Raw genomic sequence first — 23,461 nt, forward strand, 5'->3', positions numbered from 1 at the left:
GTGGCCGAACACCCGCTCAAGGCCAGCGCGCGGGCCTTCGGTCCCAACGTGCTCGACGCCGACGGGCCCAGCCACCGGGCATTCCGCGCCCTCCTCGCACCGATCCTGTCCGCCGGGCGGATCGCGGAGTACCGGACGTCGCTGATGCCCGGACTCATCCGGGAACTCGTCGACAGCATCGTCGGCGTCGAGACCGACGACTTCTACAACTCCTTCGCCCACCGGGTGCCGTACGGGATCGTCTGCACGATCCTCGGGATCGACGTCGCTCTGGTGGACCGGTTCCACGAGCTGACCCGTCCGCTGGCACGGCTGCTGGACTACCCCACCCGGGAGACCGACGAGACCCACGCCAACGTCGCCGAGCTGCTGCGGCTGATCGAGGAGCAGCGAGCGGCGGGAACCAGCGGCGAGCAGTCCCTGCTGGAGACGATCGAGCGGACCCGGGACCGCAAGGGCATCTCGCTGACCGACGACGAGGTGCGCTCGACGGCACTGCTGTTCTTCCTGGCCGGCACCGAGACCAGCAGCGCGTTCATCACGTCGCTCGTGTACTGCCTGGGGCGTGGCCTCTTCGGCCTGGACGAGCTGCGCGACGACACGGTCCGCGACGACTACCTCGAGGAGGTCCTCAGGCTCTACCCGCCCGTGCAGACGATCGTCAGGTTCGCCGGTGACGACCTGACCATCCAGGGGGTGCGAGTGCCGCGGCACTCGGCGGTGCTGGCCTCGATCGCCGGCGCCAACCGGGATCCGCGGGTCTTCGACCACCCCGACCGGTTCCAGACCGGCAGACCCATGCGGGGTTCGCTCCCCTTCGCGGTGGGAGCGCACGCCTGCCCGGGGGCCATGCTCGCGAAGACGGAGTTCTCCCTGCTCGTCGCGGAGATCGTCGAGCGCTGCTCGGACGTGGTCATCACCCGCGACCGCCTCGGCATGGAGAGCCAGTCGTTCTCGCACCCCACCGACTTCTCCATCGAGTTCAGGACGAGACAGGGAAAGAGGTCATAGTGGAAAGCAAGCTCGCCTCGCTGCGCAGGTGGCTCGACGGTCTGCACGAGGAGCCGTTCGACATCCAGGACGACACCGACCTGATCCAGTCGGGGGCGGTGACCAGCCTCCAGTTCGTCCAGATGGTGATCGAGATCGAGCGTCTGCACGGGCGCAAGCTCGACCCGGGTGTGATCACCATCGAGTCGATGCGCACCCTCAAGGCCATCGACACGGCCGTCTTCCAGGCTGCCTGATGGCAGCGGAACCCACCCGGGCGGCAGTGGTCTCGGGCACGTCGTCCGGGATCGGCGCGGCCGTGGCGGCGGAGTTCCTGCGCCGGGGTTACACCGTCGTCGGGCTGTCCCGACGCGGCAACCCCGGGCTCGCGGAGCACAGCGGCTACCTCGACCGGGTCGCCGACCTGCGTGACCCCGACGCCGTGCGGGCCGCGCTCCGCTCCGTCGCCGACGTCACCGCGCACGGGGTCAGGGCCGTGGTCCTCAACGCCGGAGTCGCACCGGACCCGGTCGATCTGATCAAGACCGAATGGCAGGTGGTGGCCGACACCTACGAGACCAACATCCGCACGGCACTGAACCTCGTCCAGGAAACGGCACCGTTGCTCGCCCGCGGCGGCGGTGGCTCCCTGACGTTCGTCGGGGCGAGCCTGGCGAACGGCTACCAGCCGGACCGCTGGGCCTACGCGGCCAGCAAGGCCGCGCTGACCACCCTGATGCGGGCGTGCTCCGTCGAGTTCGCCGACGACGGCATCGTGGCGAACGAGGTCCGTCCCGGCCCGGTGGCGACCGCCATGACGATGACCGGGCTGGACGCCGAGGTGAACGAACAGATCCTCCGCGCCGTCAACGCGGGATTCGGCACGGACTGGCTCAAGTCCGCGCGCACCGTGGCGCAGTGGATCGTCGCCCTCGCCGAGTTCCCGTCCAACGGACCCACCGGTCAGGTCTTCAACTACAGCCGCAAGGTGCTGTAACCCACCCGAAAGGCAGGCAGCCATGTCGCACCACCCTGCTTCCGAGCAGCTCCTCGACCTGTTCAACTGGGCCTCTCCCGGCATGCTGGTCACCGATGCGAACGGCGCCGTGGTGCTGGCCAACAAGGCCGCCACCGAACTGCTGAGGAACGACGCCGCAGCCGGCACCGTGGTCGCCACCGCACTGGGCGTGCCCGACTACGCCGCGCTCCTGACGGCCGGGACGCCGGTGGAGAACCGGGAGGCCACCTTCGCGAACCCCGACTTCGCCTCCGGTTACGCCAACCTCGGCTTCGGTCAGGTCGACGGCCGGACCTACGGCTTCTGGGCCCTGCGGCCGGTCACCACCCATCCGACGCCCTCCCCCGCTCCGGCGGAAGGGTCCTCCACCGCCCAGGCGTGGATCGACCAGGTGAACCGGTCCCGCGAGTCGTACGTGCCGGTCGACGCGGAGGCCGTCCCGTTCCTCCAGGCGTACTACGACAACTGCCCGGTCGCCATCCACCTGATCGAGGAGGACGGCACGGTCGCCTACGCCAACTGGAAGGACATCGCGATCGTCGGGGCGAGCGCGCAACCCGACGCCTACGTCGGCCACCACATCCGCCGCATCTACGCCGACCAGGACGTCGTCGACGACTTCCTCGGCCGCTGGGGCGAGGACGCCCCGATCATCGACTTCCGGGCGGACTTCCTCAACGGCGGGAAGCGGGTCCCGGTGGTGATCTTCTCCACGGCCAAGGTCGAGGACGACAAGCTGAAGAACACCCGCTGCTTCGTCTTCCCCGACAGCCACCCGCACCTCAAGCGGGACAGGGTCACGGTGCTGGACCTCGACTTCTGAGTCGACGCCGCACGTCACGGCGGTGCGCACCGGGACGCCGGGCCCGGCGGGCGACCCCCGCCGGGGCCCGGTCACGCCCACCGACCCCCTCGTACGCCGTCCCGTGCCCGGGGAACACGGCCCGCACCCCTGCCCGCCACGGCGGTCGGCCCACCGGCCCACCACCTGCTGTGTCCGGACGTGATCCGCGCCGGGTACCCACACCGGACCCCGAGCGCGGTCTGGACGTCCGCAGCCCTCGTGAAGGAGACCGACCGTGTCTGAAACGCCCGCGCCGCGATCCGGGGTGGACACCCACTGCCCGTACTGTTCCCTGCAGTGCGGCACCCGGCTGCACGGTGATTCCCCCGCCCGGGTCACGGTGCGGCCGACCGGCTTCCCGGTCAACCAGGGTCGGCTCTGCCAGAAGGGCTGGACCGCGGCCGAGGTCCTGCGGGCCACCGACCGGCTGTCCCGGCCGCTCGTCCGCGGTGCGGACGGCCGGCTCCGGGAAGCCTCCTGGGACACCGCGCTGGACGCCGCGGCGGCGGGCGTGCGTCGGATCCACGCCAGGCACGGCCGGGACGCCGTGGCGGTCTTCGGCGGCGGTGGCCTAACCAACGAGAAGGCGTACCTGCTGGGCAAGTTCGCCCGCGTCGCCCTGCGCACCAGCCACATCGACTACAACGGCCGGTTCTGCATGTCGTCCGCGGCGGCGGCCGGCAACGCGGCGTTCGGGCTGGACCGGGGGCTGCCCTTCCCCGTCACCGATCTGCGCACCGCGCGGACCGTGCTGCTGGCAGGGGCGAACGTCGCCGAGACCATGCCGCCGTTGCTCCAGCACCTCGACCGGGCCGAACTGATCGTCATGGACCCCCGACGCACCGCCACGGCACAGCGCGCGGCGCTGCACCTGCAACCCGCACCGGGCACCGACCTCGCGCTGGCGCTCGGCCTGCTGCACGTCGCCCTCGTGGAGGGACTGGTCGACCAGGCCTACGTCCGCGAACGCACGCGCGGCTTCGACCCGGCGGCGCAGCGGGCGACGGCGTGGTGGCCGGAGCGGGTCGAGGAGGTCACCGGGGTCCCGGCGGGCGCACAGCGTCGTGCGGTCCGGATGCTCGCCCGCGCCGGCGGGACGTACCTGCTCACCGGTCGGGGGGTCGAGCAGCACAGCACGGGCACCGACACCGTCTCCGGGTTCATCAACCTGGCGCTCGCCCTCGGTCTGCCGGGCCGGGCGGGCAGCGGCTACGGGTGCCTGACCGGGCAGGGCAACGGCCAGGGCGGCCGGGAGCACGGGCAGAAGGCCGACCAGTTGCCCGGCTACCGGTCCATCACGGACCCCGCGGCGCGCGCCCACGTCGCCCGGGTGTGGGGCGTGACGCCCGACGACCTGCCCGGCCCCGGCCGCAGCGCCTACGAACTCCTGGACGCGCTGGGCACCGAACAGGGCCCCCGGGGGCTGTTCGTCTTCGGCTCGAACCCCGCGGTCTCCGCACCACACGCAGCGCACGTGACCGGGCGGCTCGCCTCCCTCGACCTCCTGGTCGTGGCGGACTTCGTCCCCTCGGAGACGGCCCGACTGGCCGACGTGGTCCTGCCGGTGACCCAGTGGGCCGAGGAGGAGGGCACCCTGACCAACCTCGAAGGGCGGGTGCTGCGCCGTCGACGCCTGCTCTCCCCTCCCGCGCAGGCCCGCAGCGACCTCCGGGTGCTGCGCGACCTCGCCGTACGTCTGGGCGAGCCGGCGGGCCGCTACCCGGACGATCCGCGGGAGGTGTTCGAGGAACTGCGGGTCGCCTCCCGTGGCGGCCGGGCCGACTACTCGGGCATCTCCTACCAGCGGCTGGACGCCGGGGAGGCCCTGCACTGGCCGTGCCCGGACACGTCGGACGCCCACCCGGGCACCCCACGGCTCTTCCTCGACCGGTTCGCGCACCCCGACGGCCGGGCCCGGTTCGTGGCGGTGGACCACCGGGGGCCGGCAGAGGAGACCAGTGCCGCCTACCCCTTCTACGCCACGACGGGCAGGGTTCTCTCGCACTACCAGTCGGGCGCGCAGACCCGCCGGGTCCGGGAACTCACCGAGGCGGTTCCCGAGCCGTTCCTGCAGATCCATCCCGACAGCGCGGCGCGGTGCGGGCTGGTCGAGCGTGGTCTCGCCGTGGTCAGCTCCGCGCGCGGCAGCATGACGGCCCGGGTCAGGCTGGACCCGACGATGCGCCCGGACACCGTGTTCGTGCCCTTCCACTTTCCCGGCGACGGGCGGGCGAACCGGTTCACCCATCCGGCCCTGGACCCCCGCAGCGGCATGCCCGAGTTCAAGGTGTGCGCCGTACGGATCACCCCTCGGAAGGAGTGACAGGATGAGCGACGTCGTCGTGGTCGGTGCCGGACCGTCGGCCCACCGGCTCGTGGAGCGCCTGCGCCACCACGGTTTCGTGGGAACCCTCACCCTGCTGGGGAGCACACCGGACGGTCGGCCTCCGTCGCCGTTCGGTGCCCGGGACACCGAGGACGCCGACGGGACGGGCCCGCCGTCCCCGTTCACGGTCCGGGGCCGGGTCGCCGGGGTGCGCCGCATCGATCGGGTCCGCCGCCGGGTGCTGGCGTACGCCGCCGGGACGGAAACTGCGTACCCGTACGACGTTCTGGTCCTCGCCACGCCCGCCCGACCGCTGATCCCCGACGTCGCGGGCCTGGTCGGCGTCGACGGAGGTCCGGCGGAGGGCGTCGTCGCACCGGGTCCGGCCGCCACCGTGGCCGGGGCCACCGGGGACACCGTGGTCGTCCTCGGCGACGGTCCGTCCGCAGTGGAGACCGCGAGCGCCCTGACCGCCCGGGGCACCGCCACCACCCTGGTCTGCACCACCCCCCACCCGCTCCACGGACAGCTGGGCGCAACCTGCAGCGCCATGCTCGCCGAGGAGCTGGAACGGGCCGGGATCACGGTGGTCGGTGGGGCGACCGTGGTGGGCCGCTCGGCGGGCCGGCTCCGGTTGGCCGACGGGACCACCCTGCGTGCCGACCCGCTCGTCGTCGCCGCCGGCACCACCCCCGACACCGCGCTCGCCCGACGGGCCCGGCTGGACGTCCACACCGGGATCGTGGTCGACGACCGGCTGCGGACCAGCGACCCGCTGATCCACGCCTTCGGGGACGGCACCGAACACGACGGCCACGTCGTGGACAACCCCGTCGACACCTGGGAGCAGGCCGAGGCCCTGGCCGAGATCCTCACCGGCCGCACCGCCCGTTACCTGCCCCGCCCGCGGGCACTGCGCCTGCGTACCGACCTGGTGGACGTGGCCACGATCGGCTCCCCCGCCGAGCTGCGCCGGCCCGGCACCCGTCTGGTCGGCCTCAACGACCGGCCGCGCCGACGCTATGCGCGGCTGGCCCTGCGTGACGGGCACGTCGTCGCCGCCGTGCTGCTCGGCCTGCCGCAGGCCATCGCCACGATCGGGTTCCTGCACCGACGCGGACAGCCCCTTCCCTCGGACCGGCTCGGTCTACTGCTGGGCCTGCCGCCCCGACCGGCCTCGGACGGTGCCCCGGCGGACGTGGACGGGCCGGTCTGTCTCTGCAACGACGTCCGGGAGCGGACGCTGTTGCGGGCGTGGCGGGCGGGTTCCCGCACGGTGGCGGCGCTCGCCGAGGCGACCCGGGCGACCACCGGGTGCGGCGGCTGCGGCCGGGCCGTGGCGGAACTCTGCGGCGTCTGGGAGCGGGCGTCATGACGCGGACGCTCGTCGTCGTCGGGCACGGCATGGTCGGTCACCGGCTCGTCGAACGACTCGGGGTTCTCGACGGCGGGCGGCGCTGGCGCGTCGTCGTCCTGGCCGAGGAGCACCACCCCGCCTACGACCGGGTGAGCCTCTCGTCCTACCTGGACGGCAAGAGCAGGAGTGACCTCACCCTCCCGGGGGTCGACTTCCGCAACGACCCCCGGATGGACCTCCTGCTGGGCTGCCCCGCCGTCGCGGTGGACCGGGCCGCCCGTGCGGTGTCGACGGGCCGGGGCGACCGGATCGGCTACGACGCCCTGGTGCTGGCCACCGGGTCCCGCCCGTTCGTCCCTCCGGTTCCCGGCCACGACCTGCCCGGCTGCTTCGTGTACCGCACCTTCGACGACCTCGACGCCCTGCGCGCCGCGGCACGCCCCGGCCGCGCCGGTGTCGTCGTCGGGGGCGGGCTGCTCGGGCTGGAGGCGGCGAACGCCCTGCGGCTGCTCGGCATGCGCCCGCACGTCGTGGAGACCGCCCCGCACCTGATGCCGGCGCAACTCGACCCGGGTGCCGCCGGGGTCCTCCACCGCCACGTCACCGGGCTCGGCCTGCGGGTGCACTGTGCCACCGCCACCACGTCGATCGACGCCGGGGCCGACGGCACGGTCGCCAGCGTCACGCTGTCGGACGGAACCGTGCTGGATGCGGCGCTGGTGGTCTTCGCGGCGGGTGTCCGGCCACGGGACGAGCTGGCCGAGGCCATGGGCCTCGAACGCGGCGGACGCGGCGGCATCCTCGTCGACGGCCTCTGTCGTACCGGTGACGAGCGGGTCTGGGCCGTCGGTGACTGCGCGGCCGTGCGCGGACGCTGCTACGGCCTGGCCGCCCCCGGTTACCGGATGGCCGACAGTGTGGCCCGCCAGCTGACCGGAGAGCACCCCGAGCCGTTCGACGACGCCGGCACCGCGACCACCCTCAAGCTTCTCGGTGTGCGGGTCGCCGCCTTCGGCGCCACGGGCACCGACGGCGGTGCCGTGGTGGAGGTCGTCTTCGCGGAGGGGGCCGACCGCTACGCCAAGGTGCTGCTGAGCCCGGACGGCGGCCACCTGCTGGGCGGAATCCTCGCCGGCGACACCGGCTCCTGTGCGGCGGTCCGGTCCTTCGTCGGCCGCCCGCCACCCGCCGACCTGGAGCAACTGCTCCTGCCCTGAGTCCTCCCGCCAAGGAAAGGAACACCGCTATGCAGACCATCGCCTTTCTCGGCCTCGGCACCATGGGCAGCCCGATGGCTGTCAACCTGTGCAAGGCAGGGTTCACCGTGTACGGCTGGAACCGCAGCGCCGGAAAGGCGGAGCCGCTGCTCGCGGCGGGCGGCCGGTCCGCGGCGTCGATGCCCGACGCGGTCCGGGACGCCGACGTGGTGATCACCATGCTCCCGGACGCCCCCCAGGTCGAGGAGATCGCCTACGGCCCCGACGGTGTCCTGGCCCATGCCCGTCGGGGGAGCCTGCTGATCGACATGTCCACCATCGCCCCGCACAGCTCGATCACGCTGGCCCGCGTCGCCGCCGAGCACGGCATCCGTGTCCTGGACGCTCCGGTGGCCGGCGGTGAGGCCGGAGCGGTCGACGGCATCCTGTCGATCATGGTTGGTGGGGACACCGGCGACGTCGAGGAGGCGCGGCCCGTCTTCGAGGCCCTCGGCAGGACCGTCACGCACTGCGGAACCCACGGTCTCGGCCAGACCGTGAAGGCCGCCAACCAGCTGGTCCTCGCGATCAACATGCAGGCGTGCGCGGAGGCCGTGGTCTTCCTCGAGAAGGCGGGTGTGGATCTCGAAGCCGCGCTCGACGTGCTCAGCGGTGGTCTCGCCGGCTCCAACGTGCTCACCCGTAAGAAGCCGAACTTCCTGCGGCGCGACTACACGCCCAGCTTCACAATGGGTCTGCACCACAAGGACATGGGCATCGTCGTCGACACCGCACGCGCCGTCGGCGTCGCCCTCCCCCTCGGGGGAATCGCCGCGCAGCTCGTGGCGTCGGCGGTGGCCCGGGGCGAGGCGGGCCTCGACCACTCGGCCCTGCTCCGGGGCGTCGAGCTGCTCAGCGGCTACGACCGTGGGTAGGGAACGTCCCCCGACCCGTACCGGGAATCGCCGACCCGGGTTCGCCATGCGGCCGGGCGCGCTCGACCGAGACGTGGTGGCGGCCGATCGGCAGCATCAGCGGCCGGCCGGAGACCGGGTCGACGATGACCCGGCTGTCCAGGCCGAAGACGGCGCGGACGCAGTCCTCGGTCAGCACCTCGGCCGGCGGTCCGGCCGCGTGCAGGCCGCCGTCGGCGAGCGCGATGAGGTGGCCCGCGTAGCGGGCCGCCATGTTCAGGTCGTGCAGCACCATCACGATGGTGGTGCCGCGCGTGGCGTTCAGGTCGGTGAGCAGGTCCAGCACCTCGACCTGGTGGCTGACGTCGAGGAAGGTGGTCGGCTCGTCGAGCAGCAGCAGGTCGGTCTGCTGGGCCAGCGCCATCGCGATCCACACCCGTTGGCGCTGGCCGCCGGAGAGTTCGTCGACCGACCGGTCGGCCCGGTCGGCGGGGGGGGTGGCGTCGAGGGCGGCGGCGACCGCGCGGTCGTCGTCCCGGCTCCAGCGGGACAGCAGCCGCTGGTGCGGGTTGCGGCCCCGGCCCACCAGGTCAGCCACGGTGATGCCCTCCGGCGCGACAGGTGACTGGGGCAGCAGGCCGAGGGTGCGGGCCAGTTCCTTGGCCGGCGTCCGGTGCACCTGTCGGCCGTCGAGCATCACGTGACCGGTGCGCGGGGCGAGCAGCCGCGACATCGACCGCAGCAGCGTCGACTTCCCGCAGGCGTTGGCCCCGACGATCGCGGTGATCCGGCCGGGCGGCACGAGCAGGTCGAGCGATTCGATGACGACGCGGTCGCCGTAGCCGACTGTCAGTTTGTCGGTCGTCAGTGCGTGGTCGGTGGTCACAACGATCCTCCGGCGCGGTTCGTGCGGACGAGCAGGTAGATGAGGTACGGGGCGCCGAGCACCCCGGTGATCACCCCCACCGGGAAGCGGATGTCGAAGGCGAACTGGCCGATGAAGTCGGCGACCAGCACCAGCAGCGCGCCGACGAGGGCGGCCGGCAGCAGCGGCGAGCCGCCGGCCCCGACGAGCCGGGCGGCGATCGGCCCGGCCAGGAAGGCCACGAACGCGATCGGCCCGGTGGCCGAGGTGGCGAAGGCGATCAGACCGACGGCCGCGACGATCGAGACCAGCCGGGTACGTTCCAGCCGGGTGCCCAGCGCCGCCGCGGTGTCGTCGCCGAGTTGCAGCATGGTCAGGCTGCGGGCCTGACTCAGCAGCACCGGACCGAACAGGGCCAGCGCGACCAGCACCGGCACCGTCTCGTCCCAGGTGGAGCCGTTGAGGCTGCCGTTGAGCCAGCGGGTCGCCGCCTGCAGGTCCCACTGGCCGGCCTGGTTGAGGATGTACGCGGTGGCGCTGTTGAGCATGGCGGCGATGCCGATGCCGATCAGCACCAGCCGGGTGCCGGCCACGCCATCTTTGAACGACAGCAGGTAGATGAGCACGGCGACGCCGAGCGCGGCGACGATGGCGAAGACCGCGACGCCGGTCTCGTCCAGGCCGAGCACGATGATGGCGAAGGCCGCGGCGGCGCTCGCCGCCGAGCTGATGCCGATGATGTCGGGGCTGGCGAGCGGGTTGCGCATCATGGTCTGGAAGGTGACCCCGCCCATGCCGAAGCAGAGGCCGGTCGCCAGGGCCAGGACCGTGCGGGGCAGCCGGAGTTCACCCACGGTGAACGACGCGCCGGGCACGGTCTCGCCGAGGATCACCCGCAGCACGTCGCCGGCCGGGTAGAAGGTCCGCCCGACCATCAGCGAGACGACGACCATGGCGGCCACCGCCAGGGTGAGCGCGGCGAGCACGGCGCGGCGTCGGCGGTTGCGCCGGACCCGGCCGCGGGTGACGGCCTCCAGGGTCGTGGTGCTCACAGTTCGCGTACCTTCTGCCGGCGGACGATGTAGATGAAGAAGGGGGCGCCGATCAGGGCGGTGATGATGCCGGCCTCGATCTCGTCGGGGCGGTTCACCACCCGTCCGGCGACGTCCGCGACGGTCAGCAGCGCCGCGCCGACCAGGGTCACGAACGGCAGCAGCCAGCGGTGGTCGAGCCCGACGAGCAGTCGGCACAGGTGCGGCACGATCAGGCCGACGAAGGCGATCGGTCCGGCGACCGCGGTGGCCGCGCCGCAGAGCACCACCGCACCGGCGGCGGCGATCCCCCGCACCAGGGCGACGCGTTCGCCGAGGCCGGCGGCGAGGTCGTCGCCGAGCGCGAGGGAGTTCAGGGCCCGGGCGCACAGCAGGCAGACGGCCAGCCCGGCGGCCAGGAACGGCAGGACCTGGCCGATGCTGTCCCAGCTGGCCCCGCCGACGCCGCCGACCTGCCAGGACTGGAAGTTCTCGGCGATGTCGCCGCGCGGCAGCACGACGGCGGCCACCAGCGACGCGAGGGCGGCGGAGGTGGCCGCCCCGGCCAGGGCGATCTTGAGCGGGGTCGCGCCGCCGCGACCGAGTGAGCCGACCGCGTAGACGAACAGCGCGGACACCGCCGCCCCGGCGATGGCGACCCAGATGTACGCGGTGGCGGTGTACAGGCCGACGGTGGCCAGGCCGACCGCGATGGCCAGCATCGCGCCCATGTTCACCCCGAGGATGCCCGGGTCGGCGAGCGGGTTGCGGGTGACGCCCTGCATCACCGCGCCGGACAGGGCCAGGGCCGCGCCGACCAGGGCGGCGAGCACCGTGCGGGGCAGGCGTTTGACCACGGCCGCCTGGTCGAGGGTGTCCTGGGTGCCGCCGAGCGCGGCGGTGATGTCGGCCCAGCCGACGATCCGGGAACCGAAGGCCACCGACGCGACCAGGGTCAGGGCCAGCGCGGCGAGGACGACCAGGAGCCAGGTCAGCCGCGTCCGGGCCGGGCGTCGCCGCGGGGCGACGTCCGGCCCGGATGTCGTCAGAGCGGTCATCAGAGCTTGTCGGCGGCTTTGCCGAGCAGGTCGACGTAGTCCTTGAGGACGTACGACACGCCGAGCGGCGTCGGGTTGGCGGCGGTGGCGACGGGGGTGCTGCCGGGCAGGGAGACGAAGGAGCCGCGCTTGATCGCGGGGATCTTGGACAGCAGCGGGTCCTTCTGGAGGGTGGCCAGGGTGGTGCCATCGGCGTCACCGTAGGTCACGATGATGTCCACGTCGCTGAGGTTCTGCACCTGCTCGGCGCTCTGGGTGAGGCTGAACTCCTTGGTCGTCGCGGAGGCCTTCGCGATGCTCTCCGGGTGCGTCATGCCGAGGTCGGTGAAGAACTGGGCCCGGGTGTCGTTCGTGGTGTAGAAGCTGATCTTGCTGAGGTCGGTCGGGTCGAGGTGGGTCAGGAACATCGCCGACCGGCCGGCCAGTTTCGGGTAGCGGGCGGCCTCGTCCTTCATCTGCTTCTCGATCTTCGCGATCAGCGCGTCGCCCTCGGCGGCCAGGCCGAGGGCCTTGCTCTCCAGCGTGATGCTGTCACGCCAGGACGTGGCCCAGGGTGCCTGCGGGTACGCGACGACCGGTGCGATCTTGGTGAGGGTGTCGTAGTCCTGCTTGGTCAGCCCGGAGTAGGCGGCCAGGATGATGTCCGGCCTGGTGTTCGCCACCGCCTCGAAGTCGATGCCGTCGGTCTCGTCGAACAGCACCGGGGTCGACGCGCCGAGTTCCTTGAGCCGCGCGGCGTCCCAGGGCAGCAGTCCGTCGCCGTCCTCGTCGCCGAAGTTGGCCTTGGCGTAGCCGACCGGGACGACGCCCAGGGCGAGGGGGACCTCGTGGTTGGCCCAGTTGACGGTGGCGACCCGCTCGGGCTTCTTCGCGATCGTGGTGGTGCCCAGCGCGTGGGTGACGGTCAGCGGGAAGGTCGCCGTCGCGGACCCGGACCCGGACGCGGCGGGCTTCTCGTCGACGCCGGAGGACCCGCCGCAGGCGGCGAGGGCGAGCGTGGTGGCGACCGCGACGATTCCGGTGAGCAGCCGGGTGGGACGCATACGGAGTACTCCAACTCACATAGTAAGGACAGGCTTACCTAAAACTTGATCGGTAAAGTACTCCCCGTTCCTGAGCCGTTGACCAGGGGGTACTACGTAGTGAGCAAGGTCAGTACCGGCTCTGCGGTCCTGCGCCGGGCGGTCGCCCGCAACGGGCGACGCCTCTGGACCGGCACGGCGCTGGCCGGCGTCTACCAACTCTGCGCGGCCCTGGTGCCGATCCTCGTCGGCGTCATCGTCGACCGGGCCGTCGCCACCGGTGCGGTGACCGCGCTGCTCGCCTGGACCGCGACCCTGGCGCTGGTCTATCTCGTCCTGGTGGTGACGTACCGCTTCGGCGCGCGCAACCTGCAACGGGCCATCGCCGAGGAGGGCCACCAGCTACGGGTCGAACTGGCGGCGAAGATCCTCCACCCACGGGTGCTGCGCACCGGCCGGCACACCGGCGACCTGCTCGCGGTCACCACCACCGACGCCGAGTACACCTCCTACCTGCTCGACCACATCCCACGGGTCACCAGCGCCCTGGTGGCGGTCACGGTCAGCGCGGTCGCGCTGCTGCTGATCTCGACGCCACTCGGGCTGACCGTGCTGATCGCCATCCCGGTCGTGCTGGCGGTCCTCACCCTCACCGCTCCGCTGATCGCCAGGCGCGTCAAGGACCAGCAGGACCAGGCCGGTCGGGCCAGCGCGCTCGCCACCGACCTGGTCACCGGGCTACGCCCGCTGCGCGGCATCGGCGCGCAGGACGCCGGGACCGGGCGGTACCGCCGGGTGAGCCGCCACAGCCTGGCCGCCACCCTGCGCGCCTCCCGGACCCAGAACGCGTACCTGGGCGCGTCCACCATGCTGAGCAGCCTGCTGGCCGGGGGCATCGCACTGATGGCGGGCTGGTTCGCACTGACCGGCCGCATCACCGTCGGTCAGTTCATCACGGTGATCGGCTCCGCGCAGTTCCTCGTCGAACCGTTCGGCGTGCTCGCGGTCGTACCCGGCTGGACGGCTGCCGCCCGCGCGGCGGCCGACCGGGTCGCCGCCGTCCTGCGGGCCGACGTGGTCCTGCCGCCGGGCACCGCCGTGCCCGACGGGTGCGAGCTGCGCCTGACCGACGTGACGTACGGCCCGCTGGCCGGCCTGCACCTGCACGTGCGCGCCGGGGAGTTCGTCGGCGTGGTGGCTCCCCGGTCGGCGGACGCCGAGGCGCTGGCGCGGCTGCTGGCGGTGCCCGACGGCCATACGGGTGACGTCCTGCTCGGCGGCGAACGGCTGGAGACCGTCGACCGGGACCGGGCGCGCCACCTGCTGCACAGCGAACCGCACCGCACCGACCTGTTCACCGGCACCCTCGCCACGAACGTCACCCTGCACGGCGACGGCGACGGACGGCTCGACGAGGCCCTGCGCGCCGCTGCCGCCGACGAGGTGGCGCACCTGCATCCGGCGGGCCTGCGGATGCCGGTCACCGAACGCGGCGCGAACCTCTCCGGCGGCCAACGGCAACGCGTCGCGCTCGCCCGCGCGCTGCTCGCCGGGCCGCCGCTGCTGGTCCTGCACGACCCGACCACCGCCGTCGACGCGGTCACCGAACAGGCCGTCGCCGACGGCATCCGGACGCTGCGGCACGGGTCGGACGGCGGTTACGGCACCGTCGTCATCACCAGCAGTCCGACGTTGCTCGCCGCCACCGACCGGGTCGTGTTCGTCGCCGACGGGGTCGTCGCCGCCGAGGGGACACACGCCGAACTCGTCGCCGACGACGACAGCTACCGCCGGGCGGTGCTGCGGTGACGTCCCCGACCCTGCCCGTGGCCAGCCCGCGCGAGAGCAGGGCGTGGCTCGGCGCGCAACTGCGGGCCCGCCGGGGGGCCGCCTCCGGCACGCTGGTCGTCGGGCTGCTCGCCGCCGCCACCGCGATCGTCCCCGCCTACGCCTTCGGCCTGCTGGTCGACCGGGTCCGCGCCGGCGGCGGCACCGAGGTGCTCGTCCCGGTCGCCGTGCTCATCGCGACCGCCGCCGTCGTCGGTGGTGCGGCCACCGGCGTCAGCGCCCACCTGATCCGCCGGTTGGGTGCGGGCATCCTCGCCGACCTGCGCGAACGCGCCCTGGACGTCGCGTTGCGGTTGCCCGTGGCGGTGCTCGACCGGGCGGGCCGCGGCGACCTGGTCTCGCGGGTCGGCGCGGACGTCAGCGCCATCGATCGGGCCGTCACCGAGGTCCTGCCCACCCTGGTCTCGGCCCTGTTGCTGGCGGCGATCAGCCTCGGCACGATCGTCGGCATCGACTGGCGGCTCGGGCTGGCCGGCGCGGTCGCCGTCCCGCTCTACGTGCTCGGTGCGCGGTGGTATCTCCCCCGGGCCGCGCCGGCCTACGCGGCCGAGCGGGTCGCCATCGCCCAGCGGTCCCAACGGTTCGTCGAGAGCGTGCAGGGCATCAGCACGGTGCACGCCTACCGGCTGGAGGACCGGCACCTCGGCGGCATCGCGGACGCCTCCGCCCGCGCCCGGGACCTCTCGACGAGCGTGTTCGCCCTCTACACCCGGTTCGTGGGACGGATCAACGCAGCGGAGCTGGCCGGGCTCGGCGCGGTGCTGGTGGTGGGGTTCCTGCTCGTACGCAGGGAAGCCGTCACCCTCGGCGAGGTGTCGGCGGCCGCGTTGCTGCTGCACCGGCTGTTCGGCCCGGTCCTGCAACTGATGGTCACCTTCGACAAGGCCCAGGACGCGGGGGCCAGCCTGGCCCGCCTCGTCGGGGTGCTGAGCACGGACCCGGACCGTCGCGCGGGCGGCACCAAGCCCGCGACGCACGACCTCGTGCTGGACGGCGTCAGCTTCAGCTACGACGGGGTGACGCCGGTGCTGCGCGACGTCTCGCTGCGGGTCGGGGCGGGCCGGGTGGTCGCGCTGGTCGGCTCCACCGGTGCCGGGAAGACCACCGTCGCGTCGATCGCCGCCGGGGTGCTGCGCCCCGGCAACGGCGTGGCCACCCTGGGCGGCGTTCCCGTCCCCGAGCTGCCCGCCCGGACGATCGCCCTGGTCAGCCAGGAGACCCACGTGTTCGCCGGGCCGCTCGCCGAGGACCTGCGGTTGGCCCGGCCGCAGGCCCCGCCGGAGGAACTCACCGCGGCCCTGGCCCGGGTCGGAGCCCTGACCTGGGCGCTCGCCCTCCCCGACGGGCTGGACACCGTGGTCGGCGAGGGCGGCCACCCACTGACCGCCGCGCAGGCGCAGCAGTTGGCGCTCGCCCGGGTGGTCCTGCTCGATCCGGCGGTCGTGGTGCTGGACGAGGCGACCGCGGAAGCCGGCAGCGCGGGGGCGCGGGACCTCGAACAGGCCGCCGCCGCGGCGTTGGCGGGACGCACCGCCCTGGTCGTCGCCCACCGCCTCACCCAGGCCGTGACCGCGGACCACATCGTCGTCATGGACCGTGGCGAGATCGTCGAGAGTGGCCCGCACGCCGAGCTGATCGGGGCGGACGGCAGCTACGCCCGGCTGTGGGCGGCGTGGACCGCCCGCGCCGACGGCACGCCGACCCGGGCCGGCGACGCGCCGGGATCCGCGGTGGTCGGCGGCGACCCGCCCGTACCGCGACCACGGCACGGGCGGTGGACCGGGCCGCCGCTGACCGCTCAGCGGGAGTAGAACTCCACCACGAGCTGCTCGTCGCAGATCACCGGCACCTCGTGCCGGGCGGGCTCGCGCAGCAGCGTGGCGCGCAGCCCGGTCAGCTCCACCGACAGGTACGGCCGGGGTCGGTCGTCGGCGTGCGCGCCGGCGGCGGCGAGCTGGAACGGTGGCAGGGTGCGGCTGCGCTCGCGTACCGCGACCACCTGGCCGGGCCGCAGCCGGTACGAGGGCCGGTCGACCTTGCGTCCGTCCACCGTGAAGTGGCCGTGCCCGACGAGCTGGCGCGCCTGGTAGATGCTGCGGGCCAGCCCGGCCCGGAGCACCAGCGCGTCGAGTCGCCGTTCCAGGAGGGCGACCAGCGACTCGCCGGTCTTCCCGACGCCCCGGGCGGCCTCGTCGAACGTGCGGCGCAACTGGGCCTCGCTGACGTTGTACTGATGGCGCAGCCGCTGCTTCTCCAGCAGCCGTACCTGGTAGTCGGAGGTCTTGCGCCGGTTGCGGCCGTGCACGCCCGGCGGGTAGGGACGCCGCTCGAAGTAGCGCACGCACTTGCGGGTCAGCGGAATGCCGAGGGCACGGGAGAGCCGGGCCTTGGGACGGGGGTGGTTCACGTTCGACGTCTCCGATCGGATGGTCTAGCCTGCGAGTTAGGTAAGGCTAACCTATGTTGAGGAGATAGGGATCATGCGACCCAGCCCGGCGGAGATCGTGCGCACCCTCGTCGCGGGACGACTGCCCGCCCTCGCCCACCTGGCCGGCAGCACCGGCCCGCACCAGGTCAGGCACGCCACCGACCCGGCCGGCCGGGTGCTGCTGCTGGTGCCGGCGTCCGGCGACCTCGCCACGGCACTCGCGCCGCCGGCCGGGGACACCGACGTCGCCACCGTCCTCGACGTGCTCGACCTGCCACCCACCGCCGACGCCCCATCGCTCGGCCGGGCCTGGGTCTCCGGCTGGGCCGAACGCCTCGACGGCGACACGGCGCGACAGGCCGCGATGGACTTCGCCGCCACCCGGCCCACCGGCGACCTGCTCGACGTGGGCAGCAGGTTCCAGCTGCACCGGTTCGCGGTGACCGAGGCCCGCTGGGAACGCACCGACGGCATGCGCCCGATCGACCCGCAGGCGTACGCGCAGGCCGAGCCCGACCCGTTGCACGCGGCCGAGGCGGACCTGGTGGCCGACCTCGCCGACCACCACGCCGAGCAGGTCACGGCCCACCTGCGCCGGCAGTTGAAGCTCTCCGGTGCCGAGTCGCCACGGGTGGTCCGGATCGACAGGTACGGCCTGACGGTCGCGTACGGTCGGCCCGGTGCGGTCCGACGGGCGAGGGTGAGCTTCGGACGACCCGTCGCCGACGTCGACGAGCTGTCCCTGCTGCTGCACCCGATGCTCTGCCCCCGGCAGGCGGCGGCCTGAACCCGCCGCGACGGCGCTGACGCCCGCTGCCACCCTGACTGCCGGCCGGATCCGGCCGGGGTCCGGTACCCCCGGACGTCGCCGACGCGACGGCTCCTGGCGCGCGGTCAACCCGGTCCGCCGGATACGGTGGTGCGGTTCACCGGGAACGTCCCCTGCGCGAAGGCGCAACGCCGCAGGTCGAGGCTCCCTGTACCAGTGAGGGTCCGGAGCCGTTATGCAGTCTTCCTCGTCGCAGGGCGGTCGGATGGGACGCCCCGCACGCCTGTCCAGGGAAGCCATCGTGGCGGCGGCCCGACGGATCCTCGGCGCGGAGGGCGTCGGGAGCCTGTCGATGCGTCGCCTCGCCAAGGATCTGGACAGCACGCCGATGGCGCTCTACCACCACGTGAAGGACAAGGACGAGCTGCTGCTCCTGCTGCTGGAGGAGCACGCCGCGCAGTTCCCACGCCCGGACCTGCCGCCCGAGCCCCGGGACCAGCTGACCAAGGCGGCCCAGCTGCTGCACGACATCCTGGCCGAGTGCCCGTGGATCGTCGAGGTACTCGCCTCCGACGACCTGATGGCGGTCTCCGCCCTGTGGATCGTCGAGAACATCGTCGACGGCGCCGTCCGCTGTGGCATGACTCCCGAGCAGGCCGTCTACGCCTACCGGGTGATCTGGTACTACACCGCCGGTGAGCTGATGCTGCGGGCTTCCCGCGGGGAGCACTACTCCCGGCCGGACGCGGGAGCACACCGGGAGAAGGCGTTCGCCAACCTCGACCCCGCGCAGTTCCCGCGGCTGTTCGCCCTCGCCGGCCGGTGGCCGACACTCACCGCACGCGACACGCACCGGTCGGGGCTGATCGCGGTCATCGACGGGTTGCTGAGGCAGACCGTGGGCTGACCCGGCTGACCTCCCACGGTCGCCTCGATCGCCCTCAGCAGGTTGTCACGTCGGCAACCCTGATCGTGCAAGCCATCCTCGTTCTGCGGTACGTCGCAACCAACCGGTCCTCAGCATGCGGAGGGCACACGTTCAGAAGAAGCTTCCGTCACCCCCTCCGATGAGGTCGTTGCCGGCCCCTTCGCCACCGTCTTGACCGTTTCCACCAGGATCCGGAATGAAGACACCGCTGGTGAAGATGCCAAGAATGGCAGCACCGATCGCCACGCGTTTCCATCGACCAAGCATCCGTTGCGCGAGTTGGTCCACGTGCGTTGCCGGAATTTCGGTGCCGGCGGCGGGATCACGCAACCCACGGAGTAGCAAGTCACGGCAAGCCGTCTTCGATTTTCCAGCGAGGTTGACGCGAGTGATGCTCCTCAGAATGATAGGTATGTCGCACGGTTCAACCTGCACGGGCACCATTCTGCGGCGATTCAGAGCGCTTGTCCACTCGGTAGTGCACCACGGTGACACGTAATAGTGCCTCGAAAATATGGGCAGCACGATGTCAGCCCGGTCGAGCTCACGCGAAATCCACAGCGGGAAGTTCTCTCCTGGTGGAGAATCCAACTCCTGGAACACTGCCGTGTTGCCCGACTCCTTTATCACCTCGGCGATCCAGCGCGCCCACCCGAGGTCGGCTTTGTTGTACGAGATGAAAATCCTAATTCCCGCCGGGCCACTCATGACAGGCGGATCGTTCCTTCGATTACGATCTGGCCAGTATGGTCATAGTAGCCGAGCTCTGCGTCAGTGACATGCGGCAGCAGGCTGATCAGGCGTTTGCTGATTCCTTTGAACACGAACATCGTCGGCATGTTCAATCGTTGCCCCGTCCTGCGATAAAGCACGCCGTTGGCGGCAACGGCCAGGCCGGCGCTCGCCAGATGCGCGAGGATCCCGCGGACGCGCTCCTCGCGCGCGTTGTGTTTCTTGTCGAGGGCGAAGTGACGCCCGAGGGGGTAGCCGTCCGCAAGAAGAGTGAAGGAGGTCACGATCCCGCTGTCGGTCAACTCGGCGAACCCCGGCGGAACTACACCCTTAATCGACGCCCCGGACTTGGCCTTCACGTTGACCGTGAATCCATCTTCATTGGTTCTCATCCAGCAACTCCCGGGGAGAGGCGATGTAAGATCAGTTGCGCGCCATCGTTGTCAGGTGCAACGAAAGAGAGTTTCATACACTTTCAGCCCACCAAAATCGTTATAAGCACCAAGAGATAGGCGAGCGCGAAGGTGCTGGGCACCCACTGCTCAAGCTGCGCCATTGGCCAGTAGAGAGAGCGATCCAGGCCAGAACCCAGCCCCTTCCACTCCGCCCGCCAGTAGGGGGAGGCAGGGAGGCGCTCCTCCATCGCGCCAACGACACGAAATTTGGCCGAGGAAAGCTGCCGGTAGGACCGCAGCATCCAGAACCAGGCGACGCATTGAACAATCAGTACAACCAACGGTAGGAGCAACACCCACCGGGACGATTGACTGCTCAACGACCACGCGACATTGACCGCAGTGAAGACAGCGGTGTTCGCGGTTAAGAAGAAGGTGTTGGCCACACTGCGGCGGGCGCTGACCCGGTCCGCCATCTCAACGCATATCCGGTACTGCTCAAGTATAGCCGCCTGGTATTTCTCGCCCGCCCCGGCATAGGCGTCAGCGCCAATCTCGTTCGTCCACAGCGCAGAACGAATGTCGTCGAACTCCGCTTGGCTGCGCCCAAGGTATCGTCGCGCCGCGCCGACAATCATCGTTCGATTATCGACAACACCTGCCGGTTGGGGAACCACTGTGGACGATGCCGCGCTGTCGCGATCTCGACACTGAGCCATCTCCACGTGACCAAGGGGCCTGACCAGGTGGGCAGAGGCGTATCGGTAGTACTGGGGGCGCAGTAGCTGCCACAGCCGGGGCTGCCCAGCCATCAGGGTCGTCACCTCGATTCGCGGAGGGGCGGGGCAGCACGGTCCGGGCGCGGCTCGGCGGGCGCGGTCGTCGTCCTGGAGGAAGGCGATCCCGCACCGCGCCGGGCTATCGGTCCGGCGGCCCACTTACCGGGGAGGACGAACAGTGCCACGAGGGCGGCGACGAACAGCAGCGCGCCCGACAGCGTCAGGCCGACGCCGAATCCATCGGTCAGCGCGTCCAGGGGCGGGTCACCGGCGGCACGGCGGTGGGCCGTGTACGTGGCCTGCGCGGTGACCAGGGCGGCCAGGCCGAGAGCACCGCCGATCTGACGGGAGCTGTTGAGTACGGCCGAGGCCATGCCGGCCTCGTGCCGGGGCAGACCACCGACTGCGGCTCCGGTCAGCGGCACGAACGAGATGCCCATGCCCAGGCCGGTGAGGATCGAGGGGCCCAGCAGGTCGACCACGAAGCTGCCGTCGACGTCGAGCGCCCCGAACCAGGCGAAGCCCACCGCGGCGAGCAGGCCGCCGGCCACCAGCAGCACCCTGGGGCCGGTCCGGGGAAGGAGCCGGGTCGAGATGTTGATCGCCACCACCACGGTGAGCGTCAGCGGCAGGAAGGCGACCCCGGCGCGCGCCGCGTCGAAGCGCAGCACCTCCTGCAGATAGAGCGAGATGAAGTAGAAGGCCGCGAACTGACCCGCGCAGAGCAGCAGGATGAAGAGGTTGGCACCGGCGACATTGCGCTTGGTGAGCAGGGCGAGGCGTACGAGCGGGTCGCCCTTGACGCCTCGGGTCTCCCACAGTACGAAAAGCACGAGCAGCAGCACTGCCGCACCGAGGGTGAGCAGGGTCGTGGTCGAACCCCAGCCCTGCTGTTCGGTGCCGACGAGCCCGAGCACCAGGGTGCCCACACCACCGGTGACCAGAACCGCGCCACCGACGTCCAGCTTCCGACCGAGCGGAGCGCTGAGCAGCCCGCCCGGCACGCTCACCAGGGCGAGCAGGACAACACAGGCGGCCATCGGAACGTTGACCAGCATCACCCATCGCCAACCCGCGTACTGGGTGAGCAGACCGCCACTGAGCACCCCGGCCGCACCGCCCACAGCCGAGACCGCGGCGTAGACGCCCAGGGCACGGATGCGTTCCCGGCCCTCGCGCTGGGTCAGCGTGAGCACGGCGAGCGCGGCCGGCGCCATCATGGCGGCGCCCACACCCTGCAGGGCCCGGGCCACGATCAGCTGCCACGGTGCCTGCGCCAGTCCACCTACCAGCGACGCGAACGCGAAGAGCACCGTGCCACTCAGCAGCAGGCGGCGCTGGCCGAACAGATCCGCCGCACGTCCGCCGAGCATGAGGAAACCGCCGAACAGCAGGGCGTAGATGTTGACGACCCAGGGCAGCTGAGCCTCTCCGAAACCGAGCTCGGCATCGAGCGACGGCAGGGCGACATTCACGATTGTCATGTCCAGGGTGACCATGAACTGCGCCAGGGCCACCGCGATCAGTGCGCCACGCCTGCTCGGCTCCAGCTGGGCCATGCGTACTCCTCATCGTTTTCTTACACATAAACTATACGCGTACGATAACTATGCGCCACGCGGTGGGACTACCGCCACCCCTTAGCCGCCGCGACGTCGGCCGGCTGCGTGGTCGACCCCGTCACCCGGCGGCCCGACCGACGGTGTCCGGTAGGACCAGCGGAGGCAACGGCCGACGAGGCGGACTGGCCCTGGGGTTTCGCCCGTTGCCCGTTGCGGGTAGCGGAGGGCCGTGAACCGCGATCTCGTGACGGCCTTGCAGGCCGCCTGGGGCCTACCGGAGTTCCGCGACGGGGTGCGCCACGTCGTCGACCTCGACGAGGTGGCGCTGCTGCTGGCCGCGCTCTCCGTCCCGGACCACGACCGCGAGGTGGAACGCAGCCTGCTGCGGCTGCTGCGGTCCAGCCTGGACACCACCGAGATCCGGGAAGCGGTGTTGCTGCTGCTGGAACGCGACGAGGTACGCCGGCCGCTCCTCGCGGCGGTGGTGCGACCGCGTGTCGACCGGCCGGGTCTGGCGGCCGCCGTCACCTCGGCGGCCGAGGACCCCCGGGTGCGGCGTGAGGTACGCGCGGTGCTGGACGACGCCCGGGTGCGCGAACTGGTCTGGCAGGTGGTCGAGAACCAGGTGGACGCCGACCGGGTCGGCCTGGTCCGCCGGGCCGCCGTGCTGTTCATCCGGCACCCGAGCGTGCCCCGCCTCGCCTGGGCCCTGCGCCGCCACGGCGTCCTGCGCGAACTGCGCCGCACCGCTGCGTCGGATGATGACGCTGCGACCTGAGCGGCCGGCTCCCACCCTCCGAACCGCGAGCGGCAGGCGCGGAGATGAGCGATGATGGGGCGCGCGCCGACCGGAGGGTGACGATGGGGCGACCGACACTGTTCCTGACCGTGGGACTCCCCTGCACCGGGAAGACGACGGCGGCGCGGCGTATCGAGGTCGAACACAACGCCCTTCGCCTGACGAAGGACGAGTGGGTGAAGGCGCTCTACGGGCCCGGGAACCCTTCCCTGGCGGGGGCCGTCATCGAGGGGCGGCTCATCGGGATCGGACTGCGCGCTCTCGAACTCGGCACCAACGTGGTGATCGACTACGGCCTGTGGAGCCGCGACGAGCGTTCCGCCCTGCGCCGGGCCGCAGCGGACCTCGGCGCGAGGGTGGAGCTGCACTACTTCACCCTCACCCCGGCCGAGCAGCGCAGACGGCGTGACCGACGCCAGGCCGACGCGCCGCACACGACCTGGCCCATGGCGGATGAGGAACTCGCCGAGTGGGCCGCCCGCCTCGACGTCCCCACGCCGGGGGAACTCGACGGCAGTGAACCCATCGATGCTCCCCCGGCGGGATTCCCGACCTGGCACGCGTGGCGCACGCACCGCTGGCCGCCGTCGGCCCACTGAG

23 protein-coding genes are annotated in these 23,461 nt (G+C 71.9%); 14 read left to right on the forward strand and 9 right to left on the reverse strand.

Annotated features, from left to right (window positions below; genetic code table 11):
- The 8 genes from ACOJTC_RS31885 to ACOJTC_RS31920 all read left to right on the forward strand — a co-directional run.
- Positions 1–1,011: cytochrome P450 (locus tag ACOJTC_RS31885; protein ID WP_420119665.1), on the forward strand; the 1,011-nt coding region annotated here is incomplete at its 5' end.
- Positions 1,011–1,247 (forward strand): phosphopantetheine-binding protein, encoded by a 237-nt coding sequence (locus tag ACOJTC_RS31890; RefSeq protein WP_204926655.1) that lies wholly within the window; start codon positions 1,011–1,013, stop codon positions 1,245–1,247. The genes ACOJTC_RS31885 and ACOJTC_RS31890, both read left to right, overlap by 1 nt.
- Positions 1,247–1,987 carry an SDR family NAD(P)-dependent oxidoreductase gene (locus tag ACOJTC_RS31895; protein ID WP_420119666.1) on the forward strand — a complete coding sequence of 247 codons (741 nt, stop codon included), beginning with the start codon at positions 1,247–1,249 and terminating at the stop codon, positions 1,985–1,987. Before ACOJTC_RS31890 ends, ACOJTC_RS31895 begins: the two co-directional genes overlap by 1 nt.
- 22 nt (positions 1,988–2,009) lie before the next feature.
- Entirely contained in the window at positions 2,010–2,831 is an 822-nt protein-coding gene (locus ACOJTC_RS31900; RefSeq protein ID WP_420119667.1) for a PAS domain-containing protein, read from the forward strand.
- A gap of 256 nt (positions 2,832–3,087) precedes the next feature.
- Complete coding sequence (locus ACOJTC_RS31905; protein WP_420119668.1) at positions 3,088–5,175, forward strand: molybdopterin oxidoreductase family protein; 2,088 nt, start codon at positions 3,088–3,090, stop codon at positions 5,173–5,175.
- 4 nt (positions 5,176–5,179) lie between these two features.
- Positions 5,180–6,553 (forward strand): FAD-dependent oxidoreductase, encoded by a 1,374-nt coding sequence (locus ACOJTC_RS31910; protein ID WP_420119669.1) that lies wholly within the window; start codon positions 5,180–5,182, stop codon positions 6,551–6,553.
- On the forward strand, positions 6,550–7,752 hold the full coding sequence (locus ACOJTC_RS31915; protein ID WP_204926660.1) for an NAD(P)/FAD-dependent oxidoreductase: 1,203 nt from the start codon (positions 6,550–6,552) through the stop codon (positions 7,750–7,752). The genes ACOJTC_RS31910 and ACOJTC_RS31915 overlap by 4 nt, the downstream gene beginning before the upstream one ends.
- Before the next feature lie 29 nt (positions 7,753–7,781).
- Positions 7,782–8,666 (forward strand): 2-hydroxy-3-oxopropionate reductase, encoded by an 885-nt coding sequence (locus ACOJTC_RS31920; protein ID WP_420119670.1) that lies wholly within the window; start codon positions 7,782–7,784, stop codon positions 8,664–8,666.
- Here ACOJTC_RS31920 and ACOJTC_RS31925 read toward each other — a convergent pair.
- Genes ACOJTC_RS31925 through ACOJTC_RS31940 form a run of 4 tightly spaced genes read right to left on the reverse strand, consistent with a single transcriptional unit; the run spans position 8,644 to position 12,642 of the window.
- Positions 8,644–9,531, reverse strand: coding sequence for an ABC transporter ATP-binding protein (locus ACOJTC_RS31925; protein WP_420119671.1), 888 nt, complete (start codon positions 9,529–9,531; stop codon positions 8,644–8,646). The two genes, ACOJTC_RS31920 and ACOJTC_RS31925, sit on opposite strands and share 23 nt — an antisense overlap.
- Complete coding sequence (locus tag ACOJTC_RS31930; protein ID WP_420119672.1) at positions 9,528–10,562, reverse strand: FecCD family ABC transporter permease; 1,035 nt, start codon at positions 10,560–10,562, stop codon at positions 9,528–9,530. Before ACOJTC_RS31930 ends, ACOJTC_RS31925 begins: the two co-directional genes overlap by 4 nt.
- The gene (locus ACOJTC_RS31935) at positions 10,559–11,599 is read right to left on the reverse strand and encodes a FecCD family ABC transporter permease (protein ID WP_420119673.1); all 1,041 of its coding nucleotides are present in this window, start codon (positions 11,597–11,599) and stop codon (positions 10,559–10,561) included. The genes ACOJTC_RS31930 and ACOJTC_RS31935 overlap by 4 nt, the downstream gene beginning before the upstream one ends.
- Positions 11,599–12,642, reverse strand: coding sequence for an iron-siderophore ABC transporter substrate-binding protein (locus ACOJTC_RS31940; RefSeq protein ID WP_420119674.1), 1,044 nt, complete (start codon positions 12,640–12,642; stop codon positions 11,599–11,601). Before ACOJTC_RS31940 ends, ACOJTC_RS31935 begins: the two co-directional genes overlap by 1 nt.
- A gap of 99 nt (positions 12,643–12,741) precedes the next feature.
- Here ACOJTC_RS31940 and ACOJTC_RS31945 point away from each other — a divergent pair, with 99 nt between their 5' ends.
- On the forward strand, positions 12,742–14,430 hold the full coding sequence (locus tag ACOJTC_RS31945; protein WP_420119675.1) for an ABC transporter ATP-binding protein: 1,689 nt from the start codon (positions 12,742–12,744) through the stop codon (positions 14,428–14,430).
- The gene (locus ACOJTC_RS31950) at positions 14,427–16,280 is read left to right on the forward strand and encodes an ABC transporter ATP-binding protein (protein ID WP_420119676.1); all 1,854 of its coding nucleotides are present in this window, start codon (positions 14,427–14,429) and stop codon (positions 16,278–16,280) included. Before ACOJTC_RS31945 ends, ACOJTC_RS31950 begins: the two co-directional genes overlap by 4 nt.
- Here ACOJTC_RS31950 and rpsD read toward each other — a convergent pair.
- Positions 16,268–16,876 carry a 30S ribosomal protein S4 gene (gene rpsD, locus ACOJTC_RS31955; protein WP_357930952.1) on the reverse strand — a complete coding sequence of 203 codons (609 nt, stop codon included), beginning with the start codon at positions 16,874–16,876 and terminating at the stop codon, positions 16,268–16,270. The two genes, ACOJTC_RS31950 and rpsD, sit on opposite strands and share 13 nt — an antisense overlap.
- Before the next feature lie 73 nt (positions 16,877–16,949).
- On the opposite strand from rpsD, the gene ACOJTC_RS31960 reads away from it, so the two are divergent.
- Together ACOJTC_RS31960 and ACOJTC_RS31965 are read left to right on the forward strand one after the other, a co-directional pair.
- Positions 16,950–17,684, forward strand: coding sequence for a DUF2470 domain-containing protein (locus ACOJTC_RS31960; RefSeq protein ID WP_420119677.1), 735 nt, complete (start codon positions 16,950–16,952; stop codon positions 17,682–17,684).
- 283 nt (positions 17,685–17,967) lie between these two features.
- Positions 17,968–18,573: a TetR/AcrR family transcriptional regulator gene (locus tag ACOJTC_RS31965; RefSeq protein ID WP_420119678.1), complete on the forward strand. Its 606-nt coding sequence runs from the start codon at positions 17,968–17,970 to the stop codon at positions 18,571–18,573.
- A gap of 132 nt (positions 18,574–18,705) precedes the next feature.
- Here the strand turns inward: ACOJTC_RS31965 and ACOJTC_RS31970 are convergent, their stop codons facing one another.
- The 4 genes from ACOJTC_RS31970 to ACOJTC_RS31985 form a co-directional block, all read right to left on the reverse strand.
- Positions 18,706–19,302 (reverse strand): toll/interleukin-1 receptor domain-containing protein, encoded by a 597-nt coding sequence (locus tag ACOJTC_RS31970; RefSeq protein ID WP_420119679.1) that lies wholly within the window; start codon positions 19,300–19,302, stop codon positions 18,706–18,708.
- Positions 19,299–19,718 carry a hypothetical protein gene (locus ACOJTC_RS31975; protein ID WP_420119680.1) on the reverse strand — a complete coding sequence of 140 codons (420 nt, stop codon included), beginning with the start codon at positions 19,716–19,718 and terminating at the stop codon, positions 19,299–19,301. Before ACOJTC_RS31975 ends, ACOJTC_RS31970 begins: the two co-directional genes overlap by 4 nt.
- A gap of 83 nt (positions 19,719–19,801) precedes the next feature.
- Entirely contained in the window at positions 19,802–20,359 is a 558-nt protein-coding gene (locus tag ACOJTC_RS31980) for a RipA family octameric membrane protein (protein WP_420119681.1), read from the reverse strand.
- Between the two features lie 182 nt (positions 20,360–20,541).
- Positions 20,542–22,059 carry an MFS transporter gene (locus ACOJTC_RS31985; protein WP_420119682.1) on the reverse strand — a complete coding sequence of 506 codons (1,518 nt, stop codon included), beginning with the start codon at positions 22,057–22,059 and terminating at the stop codon, positions 20,542–20,544.
- Between the two features lie 232 nt (positions 22,060–22,291).
- On the opposite strand from ACOJTC_RS31985, the gene ACOJTC_RS31990 reads away from it, so the two are divergent.
- Both ACOJTC_RS31990 and ACOJTC_RS31995 read left to right on the forward strand, forming a co-directional pair.
- The gene (locus tag ACOJTC_RS31990; RefSeq protein ID WP_420119683.1) at positions 22,292–22,840 is read left to right on the forward strand and encodes a hypothetical protein; all 549 of its coding nucleotides are present in this window, start codon (positions 22,292–22,294) and stop codon (positions 22,838–22,840) included.
- An 83-nt stretch (positions 22,841–22,923) separates the two neighbouring features.
- Complete coding sequence (locus ACOJTC_RS31995) at positions 22,924–23,460, forward strand: AAA family ATPase (protein ID WP_420119684.1); 537 nt, start codon at positions 22,924–22,926, stop codon at positions 23,458–23,460.
- Position 23,461: the final 1 nt, after the last annotated feature.

Source organism: Micromonospora sp. (assembly GCF_048594385.1).
In the GTDB taxonomy this organism is placed as follows: Bacteria; Actinomycetota; Actinomycetes; order Mycobacteriales; family Micromonosporaceae; genus Micromonospora; species Micromonospora wenchangensis.

Excerpts from the sequence above, each read along its gene's own strand:
- ACOJTC_RS31895 (WP_420119666.1), top strand. The coding sequence starts at position 1,247 with ATGGCAGCGGAACCCACCCGGGCGGCAGTGGTCTCGGGCACGTCGTCC.
- ACOJTC_RS31900 (WP_420119667.1), top strand. The coding sequence starts at position 2,010 with ATGTCGCACCACCCTGCTTCCGAGCAGCTCCTCGACCTGTTCAACTGG.
- ACOJTC_RS31910 (WP_420119669.1), top strand. The coding sequence starts at position 5,180 with ATGAGCGACGTCGTCGTGGTCGGTGCCGGACCGTCGGCCCACCGGCTC.
- ACOJTC_RS31915 (WP_204926660.1), top strand. The coding sequence starts at position 6,550 with ATGACGCGGACGCTCGTCGTCGTCGGGCACGGCATGGTCGGTCACCGG.
- ACOJTC_RS31920 (WP_420119670.1), top strand. The coding sequence starts at position 7,782 with ATGCAGACCATCGCCTTTCTCGGCCTCGGCACCATGGGCAGCCCGATG.
- ACOJTC_RS31935 (WP_420119673.1), bottom strand. The coding sequence starts at position 11,599 with ATGACCGCTCTGACGACATCCGGGCCGGACGTCGCCCCGCGGCGACGC.
- ACOJTC_RS31940 (WP_420119674.1), bottom strand. The coding sequence starts at position 12,642 with ATGCGTCCCACCCGGCTGCTCACCGGAATCGTCGCGGTCGCCACCACG.
- ACOJTC_RS31960 (WP_420119677.1), top strand. The coding sequence starts at position 16,950 with ATGCGACCCAGCCCGGCGGAGATCGTGCGCACCCTCGTCGCGGGACGA.
- ACOJTC_RS31970 (WP_420119679.1), bottom strand. The coding sequence starts at position 19,302 with ATGAGTGGCCCGGCGGGAATTAGGATTTTCATCTCGTACAACAAAGCC.
- ACOJTC_RS31975 (WP_420119680.1), bottom strand. The coding sequence starts at position 19,718 with ATGAGAACCAATGAAGATGGATTCACGGTCAACGTGAAGGCCAAGTCC.
- ACOJTC_RS31980 (WP_420119681.1), bottom strand. The coding sequence starts at position 20,359 with ATGATTGTCGGCGCGGCGCGACGATACCTTGGGCGCAGCCAAGCGGAG.
- ACOJTC_RS31985 (WP_420119682.1), bottom strand. The coding sequence starts at position 22,059 with ATGGCCCAGCTGGAGCCGAGCAGGCGTGGCGCACTGATCGCGGTGGCC.
- ACOJTC_RS31995 (WP_420119684.1), top strand. The coding sequence starts at position 22,924 with ATGGGGCGACCGACACTGTTCCTGACCGTGGGACTCCCCTGCACCGGG.